This window comes from Nonomuraea sp. NPDC049480, assembly GCF_044465905.1.
Taxonomy (GTDB): domain Bacteria; phylum Actinomycetota; class Actinomycetes; order Streptosporangiales; family Streptosporangiaceae; genus Nonomuraea.
In genome coordinates this window covers 47667-63049 of record NZ_JBITMD010000031.1, presented here as the reverse complement: position 1 = coordinate 63049, position 15383 = coordinate 47667, and the positions used below count along the sequence as shown (strand labels likewise).

Genomic DNA, 15383 nt, shown 5'->3' with positions numbered 1-15383 from the left:
GAGGGAGTCAGGCCGTGGCGAGCAGGGTGAACGCTCGCGTCTTGATCTTGGTGTTGGCGTGGTCATCGAGCAGGGCGCGCTCGGCCCGTACGATCGCGGCCTCGCGCCGCCCGGTCACCGGGCTACGGTGGTCCAGCCGCTCGGTGACCGCGTTGTACGCAGCCCATCGGGTGTTGCGGATCGGCTCCTGCGTGGGGGCGGTGGTGAACAGGTATTCCAGCTCGCGCATCGCCAGCTCGTGGTTGCGGCGGGTGAGCTCTTTGGCATTCGGGGCGAGCGGGTGCAAGGTGTTGGCGAACTGGCGGAACTCCTTGACGTCCATCGGGACTCGGAGAAGCTTCTCGGCCTCAGCGGCGAACGCCTCGCCGTGCCGCCAGGTCAGCTGGAGCGCCTCGCGCGCCTCGATGATCCGGCCGCCGATGTGGCCGGTGTGGCGAACCTTGAACATCGAGGCGTGATTGCGCAGCGCGGCCCGTTCGGTGTTCGCGCACACCACCCGTACCGGCGTGGCGACCGTGGTGAAGGAACCCCAGCCGTCGTGCCGGGAGAAGGCCGCCAGATACAGGTCGAGGCGGTCGTGCCCGCCGACCATGAGCGGCTCGGGCAGGCGCATGGTGACGAACACGCGCCGTCCGCCGTTCAGCGAGCCGCCGGTGTCGAAGATGGCCCCGGACTCGTCCACGAGCGTCTGCAAGAAGTCGGCGACCTCCTCGTTCTGCACGATCTTGTAGTCCTTGCCGACCATGCCCAGCCGCTCGGGCTCGCCGGTGACCGGGTTGGTACGGACGATCAGGAAGTCCTCATCAGAGGTGACGGGCTGGCCCGTCTCGGGATCGGTCACCGAGCCGACGGCCACCTTTCGCACGTTCCATCCGGCGAGCTGGGCGTTGGTGAGCAGTTCCTCGGCGGTCATCGGGCCGGGCGCGGTGTAGCCGAGCCGGTGCCAGCCGGGCTTTCCGGCGGCGGCGAATCCGGCCGAACCGTTGGCGAAGATCTCAATCTCGTGAGCCATGGCAGATGTCTCCTGGTCAGGTTGTGAACGGGCTGGCGTACCGTCAGCGAAACGGGGCGCGGTCGAGCGGCTGACGGGGCGCTGGGACGTAGATGGCTAGTGCGGGGTTTTCGGCCGAGATGCCCCGGGACCGCACAGCAGGACGGCTGTCCGTCGGGCGGCTATCGGACGCGCGGGCCGGTGAGACGGCCCGCGCGCCAGGTGGCTAGTTTCCGAGGGCTGAGTCCGCCCCGAGCTTGAAACGGCGGGGCCTCTCGCACGTCAGCTCGGCCTGGCCGAGGCCGACCAAACGGTCCAGGGCGTTGGCGACCGCGCCGGAGGAGGCGTCCAGCACCCGCCCGATCTCGTACGGGGTGAAGTCCTTACCCGGGTGCTCGGTCAGGTGTGCCAGCACCCGGTCCCGCAACGCCCCCGGCCGAACGGTGCCCCCGGCCCCGGGCGCGTTACCCCCGGCCGCCGTGCGAGCCGTGCGAGCAGGGGCGGCGGTGGTGCCGGTCAGTACCGCGCGGGCGTTGCGATGCGCCCAGGGCATCTTGGCCATGGCCATCTCCAACCGGCCCAGCGCCATGACGGGATCGTCGTTCACCCGTGCGGTAACCGCGCCGATCAGGAGATCGGCCAGTTCCAACAGCTCCGTTCGCGCCTGTACCCACGCCTCCTCCTCTGGGGACATCGGCTCGTCCGCCTCCTCGGCGATGTCCTCGTCCGGAACCCGGCTCTCGGCGAGATCGTTGCCCGGCTCGTCAACGCCCGCCCCCTCGGCCTCCGGCTCGTTGACACCCGAATCGGCGATGTCGAGGGACATGGGCGGCTGGGCAGGCTGCTCAGTGGTGTCGGCGGCGGTGTCCCCGTCGGTCACGGGCTCGTCGACCACGTCACCGTTAGGCAGCTCGTTCTCGTCGGTGTCCGAGGCGCCGTCCGTTCCATCCGTGGCCGCGTCGGGCGAGGTCACGGCGGCGGCCGGTTCGGCGGCGGGGATGTCGTCTGTCGCGGCGGTGTCGGCAGCCGGGTACCACAGGTCCCGGGTCCGGCCCCGCGTCTGTCCGTCGTGCCCGCCCGCAGTACGCCGTGCCCGGCCCTCCGCCTCGAGCCTGTTGAGGATCTTGCCTGCCGCTACGCGGCTGATCCCCGCCGCCGCGCCGATCGCCGTGGCGGGCGCGCCGGGGTTGGCCACCAGCGCGGCCCACACCGCCTCCTGACGGGCGTTCGCCGTGTCCCCGGCGCCGTCGTCCGGGCCAGCCGCAGGGGGCGCGTCAGCGTTGCAGGTAACGGTTTGCATGGTGGCGTCGGGCGCGATTTCGGGGAATTCCACGGCCGAAGTTTCCGTAATTTGGATTGCCATTGACAGGGGTCCTTTCCGGGACTTTCCCGGCCGGTGCCAGCCGGTTGATTTTCGTTTGCGGCTCGACGATGTCTCGATTGCATCCCCACGGCAAGCGGTCGTGGAATGTTTCTTGGTCACCGCAACGGCTGGAGAGGCTTACCTCACCGAATCCTTCTCTCATCTGGAGAAACAGCTCGTGAGGAGGTCGCCATTCAGGCTTGACACTCAAAAGATGAGCGGGTCGTCCAACATTTATCCGAACGACGGTAAACGATGCCGCGATGTCTATTTAACGGCCTGGCTCTCCTCACAAATAATCGTCCGACGACTTGACATTCATAGCCCAGTCGAGCATCGCGGGAAGATTGCCGAGAACCCGACCCAGTCACCGGCGGGACCAGAAGTGAATGGGCCGCACGCAAGATGGGAGCCGAGATTCGGAAGGATGCAAGTTCGTCGTGGACGCGTCCTACAAAGGCCGTCTGCCCACGGCGGCAGAGGGAAGCTGATGCGGGACGCGCCGACACCGGCACCGCTGTCGCGGGCCTGGGGCGACGCTAGCAACCCCTAACAGGGCCGTCCCGCCCTTCCCGTCGGCGACGCGGCTGACCGACTCCCGGGTCTGGATGCCCAGGCCCTTGCGTGTGCGTACGGATGGTGGGGCCAATCTCGAGAAGCATCCGCAGGGGGCAAACGTCACATCGCCGCACGTCACCAGGCAACGGTTCAGCCGGGCCCACAGGCAGGCCGGCGTGAGGCCGGCCAGGGACAAGCCGGCGATGAAGGGAAAGCACCCAACAGCGGGAACCACAGCCGGATAATCGGGTCATAGAGCCGCGCCACAACGAATCCGCACACATATTGAGACCTCGCCCTAAGGCGAGTCGGGGCGCCGATCGCATCGTCCAGAACCGGGCTGACCTGCAAGGATAAAAGCTAGGAGGTGAGTCGGCCTCAGCGGCCACACCGATCGCTACGACAAAACGCGACCACGGATGCAACAGCGATATCCGCCCACCCACTGACCTTGGCCGGCGAACGCAACACTCTCACGCCTACCTGGCTCACCTCCCCATGGTCATCGCTCCTTCGGACGAAGTGTCCGGCGCCACCGCACGACTCCGGGCTCTAGGCTGACGAGTGCGTCGACGTGGCCATGACCAGCGCAGCGGCCACCAGCCCGTTCCCTCCGTCTTCTCGTCCGTGACCGCCCATGTTCCCGTTTCGGACTGGTTCGCGGGCACAAACCCCGCCCGCTCCTGACTGTCTACGACAGGGGCCGACGGGGTCGTCCTGACCGGTCCGCGGGCGTGGCCCCCATGTGGCGCCGCTCCCGCTATCGGGCCCACCATCGGCGCCTCTCCCGGTACAACTCGCCGCTCATCAGCCGAGGGCAAGCTCAGCCGCAGCTGACCCGGCCCGGAGGCGACAATCACCCGGGCCTTCCCTTGCAGGGCCATCCACCTGAAGCGCACGACCAGGAACGCCCAGTCCGGATAGTCCCAGCGCAACCGCCAGAGTTCCTGCTGTGCCCACGACTCCTGCCCGAATGCGGACACCTGATCCGCCGCCTCATTCGAGGGCGGCACTCGCTCAACCAGGCAAGCGGAGCGGGCGGCACCCCGCTCAGACAGTGACCGCGACCGCTGTCCCACCACTGGCAGCTGATCCCAAGAGCGGACCGGCCCCGAACGTACATCGCGAGACCGTTCCTCTGACCCCTCTTCCGACGAAAGACCGTCGTTCTCCCCGAGCCTGCTTCCCACGACGAGCTGAGAGGAAGCCCCCTGTTTGGCGATCAGATGCTGTTCGTCCACATGAGGCGCCGCCAGGCATAGTTCGGCCCAGACCGCATGCCCGCCGATGGGATCGCCGCACACTCCTACCTGGTCGGCCAGCCTGGCAACGCTCACCAGGCCGTACCCGCCTTCCTCCTGGCCCGGCTGACGTCCCCCAGAAGCCTTGATCGCCCGCTGGAAGTCCGGGACAGTTGCTCCGCCGAGGTCGTATACGGCAATCCGCACTCGCTGCGTCGTACGCACGACCTCCACCACGAAGAAGCCACCCTCGGCGCCTGAGCGGGTGTGCCTCAGCGCGTTGCTGATCAGTTCCCCCGCCACCCATTCGGCGTCGCTGACGCGCGGCAGGTCCTCCAGCAGTGCCCGCACCAGACGACGTGCAGGAGACGCTTGATCCTTTCGACCAGCGAATGTCCGCCGCCATCCCATCTGGCCTGCCATTCGCCCCGACCGGATCTCCTCGAGAACCAGGCTCGGCTGAGGACCAATGGATGTGCTCGAATGTCGCTCTTCGCTCTCCGGCATGCCCTGCTCGTACGGCTGTGCCGGGTCATGCGCTCGACCGCGCGTCTGCTGGTTGTGATGCTGGTTCATCCGTGGTCACCTCCATGGCGCCCCCGGCCATCCGGGAGTGGCCAGCACCATCACTCGCCTCCGCGCCCGAATCACACCCCCAACACCGTCGCGTCCGCGCCCGCCGCAAAACCCCTATCCACCTGCAGCATCGGCCTACGCCAAGGCATCCATCGCCAAATGACGGGTGAACCGATCACCCCAACCAGCAGCTTGAGGCCCCTCCCCCAGGTGCCCTACCGTCCATCGACACCGCCCAGCGGCACGACGCCGCTGTCCAAAGAAAGGTGGAGACCATGTCGGGCACCGGATATCAAACGCTTCTCGACTGCCGCCGCCGCGGCCGGCTACTACGCGAGCACGGCTTCACCATCGACCAGATCGCCATCGTGCTCAGCCTCGACCACCCGGTCAGCCCGCTCCGGCTCTACCGATATGCCGCCGGATTCACCGCCAGCCAGGTCGTCACCACGTACGGGTCCCTCGACCCCGCAGGAACCTCCAGCCTGCGCGAATCCCGGCTATACGACTACGAGAACTGGCCGCAGGCAGGCCGACGTCCCCCGATCTACGTCCTTCGGCTACTGGCCGGCATCTACGGCACCACACCCATCCGTCTGGTCACCCCCGGGGTCCTGGCCAACTATTCGGCCCATGACCAGCGCGTGCTCGGCACCCAAGAGTGATACGCCCCGATCCCCCGGGACAAATAGCCGGCTAGCCTACGAAGCGCTGGTAGGTACGTCGCGCCTCCACGCTCGGCTCCGCATCGATCTCCGCCAACCGTGCCGAAAGCTGCCGAAAGGTAAGCTCCAGCGCAGGCAACCGCCCCAGCTCTCCCTGAATCGTCATGATCTGCCGCCACAGCACCTCGCTATAGGGATCGATCCGATCCACCGCCAAGGTCAAGGCTCCCAGCGCGCGATCGGGATCGCCCTTGCGCTCCAACTCGGCCAACTGCGTCACCGCGGTCACGGCCTTGGTGAGTGCGGCCTGGCGAAGGGGAAGACACCACAGGTCATCACGGTCGGCCAACAGCGGTCCTTGATAGAGGTCGAGCATCTGCCGGAGCGCGTGGAGTCGAACAGACTCGCTGTCGGCGGCGTTCGCCTTCACGTACGCCTCCTCAAACCGCCACAGGTCGACATCGAAATACGCCGCTGGCAGACGACGCCGCTGCGCTGCCTTCACCACGAACTTCACCCCGGCACCTAGCCCTGTCGCCTGCCGCATGGCCGCATTGATATCGCGCACCGCGGTCTCCAGCCGCCGGAGTCCACGCTCCCCCTCATCGGGCCACAGCCGCTCGACCACCGACTCCGACAGCTCGCCGTCCTTCGACGCCGCCAGCAAGGCGAACAGGGCACGTCCCTCGGTTCGTCCGAAGGACACCTCGTTCCCCGCCACCGTCACCCGTGTTGCCCCAAGGACCTCTACCGTGGCCACGGCCCGCGGCACCACCGTAGTGGCCGATGTGCCGGAAACTGCGGCACGCTCGTCCGGGACGACATCTCGCTTTGGTTGAGCCGCTTCGCTCACAACGGCGCCGACCGAAGAAGCCGTTGTTTCCCTTAGCGCATCGGAGTGCACGCTCAGTGAGGCTGTTGGTCCATCGGATACAGGCGCGGGAGGGCGAGAGACATCTTCGCCCTGGCATGACACGCTCCCCGACACTGTGGACGCAGCCGCGACGTCCCGATGAATCCGCGTACGTGTCCAGCGCACCGCCAGCGCGCTCATCAGCATCACCACAAGCCCGAAGACAGCGGCCCCTATTAGCGCCGGCCACTGCTCGCTAGAGGCTTGCCTTCCCTGTACGTGGACAGGAGACGCGCCAGGCCCCACCTCAGGCATGGGTTTCTTCTCCACGGTGGAAGGCGACGGCGACCGCGCCACCGTCACCGTAGGCTCCGCTTCTGGATGGCCGGCTCGGCGTCCGTGACTTCTGTGTGTGGGCTTGCTCGTCCCCGTTCCCTTCTTCGTGGTGGGGAACGGCCGAAGCCGCTGGACGTTCCTTCCCTCGCTCGGCGTCGCCACTCGGATGGGGTCATGGTGCGGTGGATTGGCTTTTCTCTGCCCCGTCGCACCTCTCACCTTGGCCGGGCGAGTTCGGTTGCCGACCGAGGTCCTGGCGGCCGACGGTTTCGGTCGGACCGTTGGGGTTTCGTCCCGGCTTTGGGGTCGGAGAGTGGCGGTCGGATACCGCCGCGATTCCTCCAGCCGTTCGGCGAGATTCGGAAGCCTTCCATTCCGCAGGTCGTTGTTAACTGCGGCGCACCATTTTTCGATGTCGTAGATCTGGTGCCCCTGACTCGAGACCGGTGGACAATAGTAGGGATCGCCCACCTCAGCGGCCGATGTGCCACTCAGGCACACGCCAATCACGACAGCCGCCAGGAGGGGATATTGAGGCAAATACCGGAACTCGTCACATCTGCCCCTTGTGAGAGGGTTTCGCCGAATCATCAGGCACCTCCACAAGAGCCAAGCACAACACCTCTGGTCTACTAACTCCTTCCCTAAGTCGATCATGGGGCGGCAATACACACCACCAAAGAATTTCCTCGTCTGGCAAATACTTAACTCAATACGCGGATACACACTTTACCCGCAAACTCATAACCAAAAGTGGCATACCGGGAATCCTGACCACATAGAATACCGCCGGTCAATATGTGAGACATTGCCACACAGAAATAACAGCCTCACGGCAACATTTGACGCATACCCGCCATAGTTTACCCAAGAGAACATCCTGGCGGGCGTAATATCTCCTATGCGGTCACTCCTGTCGGTTCAATGACGCATCGAAGCTGGCGGTAAATGGATACGGATATCCAGCGCTCGCCGAATACGGCCTTCCAGCGCCTTACGTAGCGGACGTGAGCCAGGCGCCGGGGTGGTTCATCACGGCATGGCGCATACAGGAGCGCGTGACTGTCGCATCTTGGCCTTGATCGGCTGTCCGCGACGGCAGGCCAAGTAGAGTCGTCAGAAGCGAAAGACGGGTCCCGTCGCAGCATCCAGCACACAGGCGTTGGAGAAGGTCTTCTGCCAGGTGATAGGCCGATTCCGCCAGATCCCGCTCATCGTCGCGGTGACCGGGTCATACTCCTTGGTGCAGGGATGCGGGTCGCGCGGAAGCCGGTCGAAGTCTCCGCCAGCGGCAGCGACGACGGCGCACGTAGCCTCGCCGTACGGGTGCTGGTAGGCCCGGCCTGGACACTGAATGACCACTGCTCGGAGCCAGGAATTCCCGTGGGCCGAGACGGCCAGGAACAGACCGTTCGGCGTCGCAGCCGCGGGAGCGGGGAACGCCGCGAGGACGATACCGGCGGCAACGCTGGCGCAGGCGATAGGCAGGACCAGGCGCATGAACGCTCCAGACGTCGGGACTTGGAGTAGCTGCAACACTACTTACCGCTACTTTACGACGCCTGACATCTCCGCGGTAAGCCTTTAGGGCAATCATGCATTCACATGAGGAGTATGCGGGCGCCGAAAATTGCACTCTTCACGCCCATATCTATCGATTCCCGACCAAGCTGCGAATCGGTGGTGCCGAGGGTGGAGGTGATCCTGGCCAGCGCATACCAGGGGTAGCGGCTGTTGGTGCGGAGGAGTTCACCGGCGGACACCAGGCGTCGAGCTTCATGGATTGGTAGTTGTCCCTCCGTGGAGAGAGCGCAACTCGGGTCGGGCAGTGACGGCGTCGCGCAGGAAACTGCGTTTGGAATAGAAGGTGCGCTGCGCCGCCAGGCCGCGCGCGGCCAGATAGCCCAGGAGCCAGTAGCTGATTCGTTCCATCTCTTGCAGCACCCCGTCGCCGTCATGGTCCAGGAGGCTGCGCGAGCGCCGGTACTCCATCTCGCACTGGGAGAGCACCACCTCCGGCGCCGCCAGGAGTGAGCAGTGGTCGAAGAAGATGCCGTACACGTGGCCGGTGCGCATAGATTCGCACTGGATGTCGTAGCGGACACGCCGGAAGGGCGGCATGGACTGCACCTGGAGGCCCAGCTCTGAGCGCAGGTACTCCTCGAAACCGCTTGGAGAGATCTCGATGTTGGAGTAGAGCTTTTCCCGGCGGGCAAAGGTGTCCTGCTCGAACCACTTCCGCTTCAGCACGTACGCGCCGTCGACGGTGGGGATGAAGGAGGCGTAGCCGTGCTCCGCGTCGGGCCCGGTGACGTCGAACAGGTGGTTCTCGAAGGAGTAGATCTGAAATTCGTCCCGATACTCTGGCCGGCAATCGGCCAGTTCGCCACGGCGTAGGGCCTGCAGAAGGTCCACGGAGGCGGCCCAGATGTCCGTCCCGGGTGTCAGGTTGTACTTGTACTCCAGCTCCGTCCCGGCGAAATGGGTGCGGAAGTACCGCAGATGGTTGTTGAGCGGCAGGGCGAACTCGGCGTGTGCGGCCAGCGCCGGGTCCAGCCAGCGCAACGCTTCCACCGCTCCCGCGCCGACCGGCTCCCGGGAGATGCGGACGAAACAGGCGTCCTCAGGGTAGAAACGGATCTGCGCGTACACGTGGTAGCCGCCCCCTGGGTGCTCGGACAGATAGCACAGCGGCACAAAGCTGGAGGCTGCTGCCGCGCCGACCATCTCGCGCACGGCGTGGCTGGCGACGGCGTCGGGGAACAGGGCGCTGCCCTCGATCTGACGTCGTCCGAGTGGTCTGCCGTCCGCGGTCAGGCTGCTGACCTGGCATGGGCCGAGCATGTCCCATCGGATGATCGTGGTGGTGCTTGGTACGCAGACCTCCTGCGGAGGAACCCGGATCAGCACGATCGGTTCGTCCGCGCGGCGGGGAGCGGTTCTGTTGAGCAGGTGTACCCCACCTAGGACGACCCAGGCTCCTGGCGTCGGCGTACTACTGCTCATGACTGATTCCCCTTCCTGAAGCCGGATGGCCGCCGTGCCGTCGCGCTGTGCGTTGGAGCTACCGCCGCAGCATGTTGCGCCTCGGTCTGCCACCAGCACCGAAGCGAATGACGGCAGGCGCGCGGCGGGGCAGCGGCGGCATAAGGTGTGGCGAGTGAGTCACGGTGGCCTTGGACGACGGGTCTTCGACGCAGCTCTCGCCGATGCGCGTCTTGCTGTGCTGGAGTTTGATGACGCTCTGGCCTGGCTGGAACGGGCGAGGCAGCAACCGATGGAGCCGCTCGCGGCCGAGGTGTGGGTCACGGACCCCACCTTCAGCCACGTCTTGCTCGTCAAGCACCGTTGGCGCGGATGGGTGCCGCCCGGCGGCAAGGTCGAACCAGGCGAGACGCCGCGGGCTGCAGCGGCCCGTGAGCTCGTTGAGGAGACCGGTCTGCGGGCTGAGTTGCTGCCCATGCCGGCGGCCGTCTCTGTCCGCTCGTACCACGCCGACTGGACGCCGACGCTGGGCCTGTCGTACGCCGCTGTCATCGGTCGCGACGTGCCGCTCGGCGGGGAAAACGGCCAGCCCCCGACGTGGTTTGATCTCGACGACGAGTGGGAGAGCATCTTTCCCGAGGACCGCGGTCGCATCCGTGCGCACGCACGTGGGCTGGCGGCCGGGCATGTGGACCGCGTGACCTGAACCATGCTTGTCTATGGTTAGACGTCGCTATCGATCTGGGCGACGACGACGAGCCAGCTCGTCACCACCGTGGTTTCGGGTGTGGTCAGGGCGTACGCCTTGTCCAAGATCTCCATGCGCTGCTCGTAGGTGAAGTGGCCTTCGGGCCGGGCGAACACCGGGATGGACAGCCATGCCTTCTTCTCCGTCATGGTGCTGTGCTGGGCGGTGACCTCGGTCTCCACGACGATCATCCCGGCGGCGGCCAACTGCGCTCGGCGAGGCCTTTCGCGGATCGGATATCCGCGTCGGCACGGGTCTGGGCCAGCCCGTACTGCCGCAGCAGGCACACCGCAGACCTCGCCTTCGACCGCGCCGAGGTTGTTCCTGGCCTGGAGCGGCTCTATCCTCAGCTCGCGACGAGCGAGCCGACCGGCGCCTGAACGAGCTGATCCGCCGGCGGCTCCCCGTGCGGGCGAGCCTGACTTGATGATCGTCAGTCATGGCGTCTATCTGAGCATCCTGACCCCCGCCGTCCCCATCGCCGAAGGTGAGGCCGCTGTCTAGACCCGTCAGGGAGACCACTTCGCCCTGCTCGCCCTCGTCACCCCTTCCCAGTGGGCGGCCTACCGGCCACCCGCGGTCCCGTAACCGCGGCGTCGTGGATCTGCCCGGCGGCGCGGCGTTCCGCGTCGCCGTGCCGGGCGTCCTGGTCACCAACGCGTACCTGATGAACGGCGCCCGCGAGGTCGTGGCGGTGTTGCCGGGCGGAGCCGGCGCACCGCGCAGGTGCTGGACAGCCGACCGGATGTGGACATCGCCGCCCTCCGGCTGGAGGGGACCGCGCTGCCGCCCATGCACTCCGGTGCCGGCCTGGACCGGGCATGCGCCGGTGATCCGGTGCTTGCCCTCGGCGCGGACGGCGCTGTCGCCCGGGGGGCCATCCAGGATCTCGGCCATCCGGTGACCTGGAACGTTCGACTGGACTGGAGATTTGTGACGTAATGTTCCCCCAACCCAGTGCTGCTGAGCCGCTTTTGCTGCCGGCAGCGTAAGGTAAGGGGGATCGGAGATCAGCGGCACCGGCCTCCTCATTTTCGGGGAACGCTCCGCTGGCGGCCCGCATGGCGCGCTGGATCTGGTCGGACAGGCGCGTATTTTCTACGGTCGCGATCGACTCCCGGAGTGCTTCGAGGAACACGTGCGGGCACAGGGGTAGTCCAAGGCAGCATGCGAAACGCGCGATCACTGATCGGGTCGCTGCCGTACAACGCGGTCAGAATGACAATCACGGTCAGCGCTGTTTCCACCAGAATGACAACCACCGCCAGGGCAGGAGCAGCCAGCCACAGTCCGGCGTGGACCCCCGCCACGGTCAAAACAGCTCCGCCCTGGCCGACGGCGGTGGCAGAAGATCGGCGGCGGTCGGGTGCATGCGTGGAGGGCATGACCGCAGAGTGGTTCCGGCGGATGCCGATCCGGAACAGGGCTTGGACAACCTCGGACATATGCGCGTTGCGTCCAGGCTGGGCAACCGGCGTCCGGATGAGGCAATATCCGAAGGGATCGGACACCAACACAGTGACTGACAAGACCATGGTGAGGGCGTGGCCGCCTGGGGCAACGATTGCGAGGGTCTGCTGTGTCATCGCCGCCGCAGACGCCGGAGGACTTCGGCAAGGCGTTCACTGCGTTGTTGACCGCCGCTGGCCTCACCGTCGACCAGGTCATACGACGGCGGGCGGTAGTCAGCCGTAGCACCCTGTACGACTGGAAGAAAGGCGATCATCTCCCCGAGGACACCGGTCCGCTGCTGGCCGTGGTGGAGCTGTGCCTGGATCTCGCCGCTCAACGAGGAGCCGATCTCGGGGTGGCGCCCAATGATGTGAACGACTGGCTTCAGCTACTCGCTCAGGCCAAGCAGACCCGAGACTCCCGCGCCGCGCAAGGAGGCACGCCCGAGGCGGCTGCCGGCTCCAGCGGGCAGGGGAGAGCCGGTTCCGGGCGGCTGGTGGGCCAGTGGGATCCGGTGGTGCTGGGAGTGCACAAGGCGATCGGCGGCGGACCGCTACCGAGCTATGTCCGGCGTGCCCACGACGACCTGCTGGATGCGGTGCTGAATCCGGCCGTGGCCGCCAACCGCCTGATAGTGCTGCGCGGAGACTCCTCCACTGGCAAGTCTCGAGCGGCCTACCAGTCGGTGATGGCGCGGTTGCCGCACTGGCCGCTGCTGTACCCGCGCACTGCGGCCGCGCTGGCGGGGCTGCTGGGCAAGGGGGTGCCGCGCCGGTCGGTGCTGTGGCTAAATGAGCTGCGCCATTACGCCGATGACCCTGTAGCAGCGCACGTGCTGTTCGAGCTGGCCGGGCTACTGCAAGGCCGCGACCACATCGTGGCCATCACCGCCTTGTGGCCGGGACACTGGGCCGCCTACACCTCCAGCCACTCCGGCGGGCCGGGCACCGCCGATCCGGCCCGTGCGACCCGCGAGCTGCTGACTCCACTGCCCGAACTCACCGGCCAGGATCCTCGCCGTGTCAATGCCGCTCGTGGTGGCGTCATTGACGTGCCTGACTACTTCACCGGCGAACAAGTCGCTCAGGCGCGCCGTCGCGGCGATGCGGCGTTGGGTGAAGCTCTTACCGCCGCCAAGCGCGCCGGAGAGGAAGCACGGCTCACCCAGTACCTGGCTGGCGTGCCCGACCTGCTCGCCCACTACGAACAGCCTGGCGCCGATCCCTACGGCCAAGCTCTGATCACCGTCGCCATGGACGCTGTCCGGTTAGGCCATGCCGGCCTGCTGGGACGGGACCTGCTGCAGCATGCAGCCGTCGGCTATCTGGCACCTCAGCACCGGAGCATTGCTGGTGAAGAGCTCAACAGTTGGCAAGAACGGGCCTGGGCGTACGCCACGCGTAGCCTAAAAGGCACCATCCAGGCTCTGCAGCCGGTGCCTCCTGAGCATGGCTTCGGAATCGTCGGCTACCGACTGGCTGACTACCTCGACCAGCATGGCCGCCGCCACCGCGCCAGCAAGGTTCCGCCCATGGAGTTTTGGACCGCGGCCGTCACTCACGCCAGCCCCGGTGACATGACCGCCCTCGGGTATGCCGCCCAAGAGCGGGGCCTGTACCGCGAGGCTGCCCGACTGTTCAAACGCGCCAACGCTCAGGGCGATCCAGCTGCCGCCGCGGCCCTTGTCCGCCACCTGCATGCCCTGAATCCTGCTGACCCCCGCCCCGCCCACTGGGCCGCCGCCCATGTCTCTCTGGAGGACCCGGACGCCGTGGCCCGGCTGCTGGACACGCTGCGAGAGGTGGGCGCGCACGACCAGGCCGCCGCGCTGGCTGAACGCGCTGCCGCCCATGTTGCCCTGAACGACCCGAGCGCTGTGGGCGACTTGCTGAACGAGCTGCGGAGGATCGGGGCGCACGACCAGCTGCTCGCGCTGGCCGAACGCGCTGCCGCCCATGTCGCCTTGGACAGCCCGGTTGCCGTGGCATATCTGCTGGGGAGACTGCGAAAGTTCGGCGCGCACGACCAGATGCGCGCGCTGGCCGAACGCGCTGCCGCGCACGTCGCCTTCGGCCGCAGCCGCGCTGTGCCCCGGCTGCTGAACGAGTTGCGCGAGGCCGGCGCGCGCGACCAGACCATCACGCTGGCCGAACACGCCGCCGCCGAGATTGCCCTGAACGACCCGGGTGTCGTGGGTCAGCTGGTGCACGCGCTGTGGGAGGCCGGAGCGCACGACCAGGTCACCATGCTGCTGGCCCGTAACCCGGCCGCCTTGGTCACCGTGGACGATCCCAGTGCCACAGCCCGGCTGCTGGACGCGCTATGGAAGATCGGGGCACACGATCAGGCCACCGCGCTAGCCGGACGGGCTGCAGCCGATGTCGCCCTGGAGGATCCGGGTGCCGTGGCTTGGTTGCTGGACCGACTGCTGATGACGGGGACGCATGACCAGGCCCGTGTGTTGGCCGGACGCGCTGCAGCCCACGTCGCCCTAGAGGATCCGGGTGCCGTGGCCTGGCTGCTGGGCTTCTTGCACCGGGCCGGGGCGCGCGACGAGGCCGCCACACTGGCCGGACGCGCCGCCGCACATGCAGCCCTGAACGATTCCGACGGCGTGGCCCGGCTGCTGGACGCGCTATGGGACGCCGAAGCGCATGACCAGATGTGCGCTCTGGCGGGACGTGCCGCCGCTCATGTCGCCCAGGACGACTTGGACGCTGTCGCTGTTCTGTTGCACGAACTGCAGGAGATCGGCGCACAGGACCACGCCGCCGCGCTGTTGGCCCGTGATCCCGCCGCCCTGGCTACGTTGAACGATCCGTTTAGCCTGTCCAGGCTGCTGAACGAGCTACGGGAAGCTGGCGCGCCCGAGCAGGCCGCCGCGCTGGCCGGACGCGCCGCCGCCCAGGTTGTCCTGAACGACCCATTCGCCGTGGGTGAGTTGGTCCAGGCGCTGCGGGAGGTCGGTGCCCACGACCAGATCCGCGCGCTGGCCGGACCCGCCGTCGACCGCGTCTCCCTGAACGCCCCGGACGCCGTCGCCTGGCTGCTGCGCGCGCTATGGGAGGCTGGCGCGCGCGAATCGGCTGCCGCGCTGGCTGAACGGGCCGCCGCCCATCTCGTCCTGGACAAGCGGAAGCCAGTGGCCGTTCTGCTGCACGAACTGCGACAGACCGGAGCACACGACCAGGCCGCCGCGTTGGTCAGACGACTCCCGGCAGAAGGGCTATTCGATCAGTTCACTGAAATTGCTGATCATCGGGAGCGATTTCGGTTCGGGTGGGAATCCGATGGGGCCGCCGCTGCACCTTGGACCTGGGAGGACCTCGAGTGACCAGGAAACGGCGCTCAACGTCGGACCGCCGTATCCAGGCGATGACGTGCTGCCCGGCGTAGGCGCGCAGGTACTGGAACCCATACGACTTCGGCTCGAACCGCGCCTCCCACTCGGGCTCCAGCGCGTTGACCCCCGCGCTTGAAGCATCCGATCGGCGATCACCGGCGATCCCGAGTGGACGCTGTTTCCCGCCCGCCTTGGGGATGAACAACGCCGCAAACACCGCCTCATGAACTGGAAGGAACTACGCCAAGCCCCTCGCCAAGGCCCGGATCCCC

Annotated in this window: 11 protein-coding genes; 4 read left to right on the top strand and 7 right to left on the bottom strand. The window is 66.9% G+C overall.

Features of this window, described 5'->3' with window-relative positions:
- Positions 1 to 7 precede the first annotated feature (7 nt).
- The 3 genes from ACIBX3_RS51415 to ACIBX3_RS51405 all read right to left on the bottom strand — a co-directional run bounded on the left by ACIBX3_RS51415 (position 8) and on the right by ACIBX3_RS51405 (position 4564).
- Positions 8 to 1012, bottom strand: a complete 1005-nt coding sequence (locus tag ACIBX3_RS51415) for a DUF932 domain-containing protein (protein WP_397128081.1) — start codon at positions 1010 to 1012, stop codon at positions 8 to 10.
- Positions 1013 to 1217: 205 nt separating this feature from the next.
- Positions 1218 to 2324 (bottom strand): hypothetical protein, encoded by a 1107-nt coding sequence (locus ACIBX3_RS51410; protein ID WP_397128080.1) that lies wholly within the window; start codon positions 2322 to 2324, stop codon positions 1218 to 1220.
- Between the two features lie 1076 nt (positions 2325 to 3400).
- Positions 3401 to 4564: an ATP-binding protein gene (locus ACIBX3_RS51405; protein WP_397128141.1), complete on the bottom strand. Its 1164-nt coding sequence runs from the start codon at positions 4562 to 4564 to the stop codon at positions 3401 to 3403.
- A gap of 440 nt (positions 4565 to 5004) precedes the next feature.
- Between ACIBX3_RS51405 and ACIBX3_RS51400 the strand changes: the two genes are divergently transcribed.
- Positions 5005 to 5394 (top strand): hypothetical protein, encoded by a 390-nt coding sequence (locus ACIBX3_RS51400; protein ID WP_397128079.1) that lies wholly within the window; start codon positions 5005 to 5007, stop codon positions 5392 to 5394.
- Positions 5395 to 5425: 31 nt separating this feature from the next.
- Here the strand turns inward: ACIBX3_RS51400 and ACIBX3_RS51395 are convergent, their stop codons facing one another.
- From ACIBX3_RS51395 to ACIBX3_RS51385, 3 genes are all read right to left on the bottom strand, one after another.
- Positions 5426 to 6298 (bottom strand): BTAD domain-containing putative transcriptional regulator, encoded by an 873-nt coding sequence (locus tag ACIBX3_RS51395; protein WP_397128078.1) that lies wholly within the window; start codon positions 6296 to 6298, stop codon positions 5426 to 5428.
- Positions 6299 to 7699: 1401 nt separating this feature from the next.
- The gene (locus ACIBX3_RS51390; RefSeq protein WP_397128077.1) at positions 7700 to 8083 is read right to left on the bottom strand and encodes an SSI family serine proteinase inhibitor; all 384 of its coding nucleotides are present in this window, start codon (positions 8081 to 8083) and stop codon (positions 7700 to 7702) included.
- A 276-nt stretch (positions 8084 to 8359) separates the two neighbouring features.
- Positions 8360 to 9688 carry a hypothetical protein gene (locus ACIBX3_RS51385; RefSeq protein ID WP_397128076.1) on the bottom strand — a complete coding sequence of 443 codons (1329 nt, stop codon included), beginning with the start codon at positions 9686 to 9688 and terminating at the stop codon, positions 8360 to 8362.
- A 55-nt stretch (positions 9689 to 9743) separates the two neighbouring features.
- Here ACIBX3_RS51385 and ACIBX3_RS51380 point away from each other — a divergent pair, with 55 nt between their 5' ends.
- Positions 9744 to 10274: an NUDIX hydrolase gene (locus ACIBX3_RS51380; protein ID WP_397128075.1), complete on the top strand. Its 531-nt coding sequence runs from the start codon at positions 9744 to 9746 to the stop codon at positions 10272 to 10274.
- 17 nt (positions 10275 to 10291) lie between these two features.
- Here the strand turns inward: ACIBX3_RS51380 and ACIBX3_RS51375 are convergent, their stop codons facing one another.
- Entirely contained in the window at positions 10292 to 10507 is a 216-nt protein-coding gene (locus tag ACIBX3_RS51375) for a hypothetical protein (RefSeq protein ID WP_397128074.1), read from the bottom strand.
- A 556-nt stretch (positions 10508 to 11063) separates the two neighbouring features.
- Here ACIBX3_RS51375 and ACIBX3_RS51370 point away from each other — a divergent pair.
- Together ACIBX3_RS51370 and ACIBX3_RS51365 are read left to right on the top strand one after the other, a co-directional pair.
- On the top strand, positions 11064 to 11258 hold the full coding sequence (locus ACIBX3_RS51370; protein ID WP_397128073.1) for a hypothetical protein: 195 nt from the start codon (positions 11064 to 11066) through the stop codon (positions 11256 to 11258).
- A 637-nt stretch (positions 11259 to 11895) separates the two neighbouring features.
- Complete coding sequence (locus tag ACIBX3_RS51365; RefSeq protein ID WP_397128072.1) at positions 11896 to 15102, top strand: hypothetical protein; 3207 nt, start codon at positions 11896 to 11898, stop codon at positions 15100 to 15102.
- Positions 15103 to 15383: the final 281 nt, after the last annotated feature.

What these genes read in the sequence shown, in the direction of transcription:
- ACIBX3_RS51415 (WP_397128081.1), bottom strand. Translation starts at nt 1,012, where the DNA reads ATGGCTCACGAGATTGAGATCTTCGCCAACGGTTCGGCCGGATTCGCC.
- ACIBX3_RS51405 (WP_397128141.1), bottom strand. Translation starts at nt 4,564, where the DNA reads ATGGGATGGCGGCGGACATTCGCTGGTCGAAAGGATCAAGCGTCTCCT.
- ACIBX3_RS51400 (WP_397128079.1), top strand. Translation starts at nt 5,005, where the DNA reads ATGTCGGGCACCGGATATCAAACGCTTCTCGACTGCCGCCGCCGCGGC.
- ACIBX3_RS51390 (WP_397128077.1), bottom strand. Translation starts at nt 8,083, where the DNA reads ATGCGCCTGGTCCTGCCTATCGCCTGCGCCAGCGTTGCCGCCGGTATC.
- ACIBX3_RS51375 (WP_397128074.1), bottom strand. Translation starts at nt 10,507, where the DNA reads ATGATCGTCGTGGAGACCGAGGTCACCGCCCAGCACAGCACCATGACG.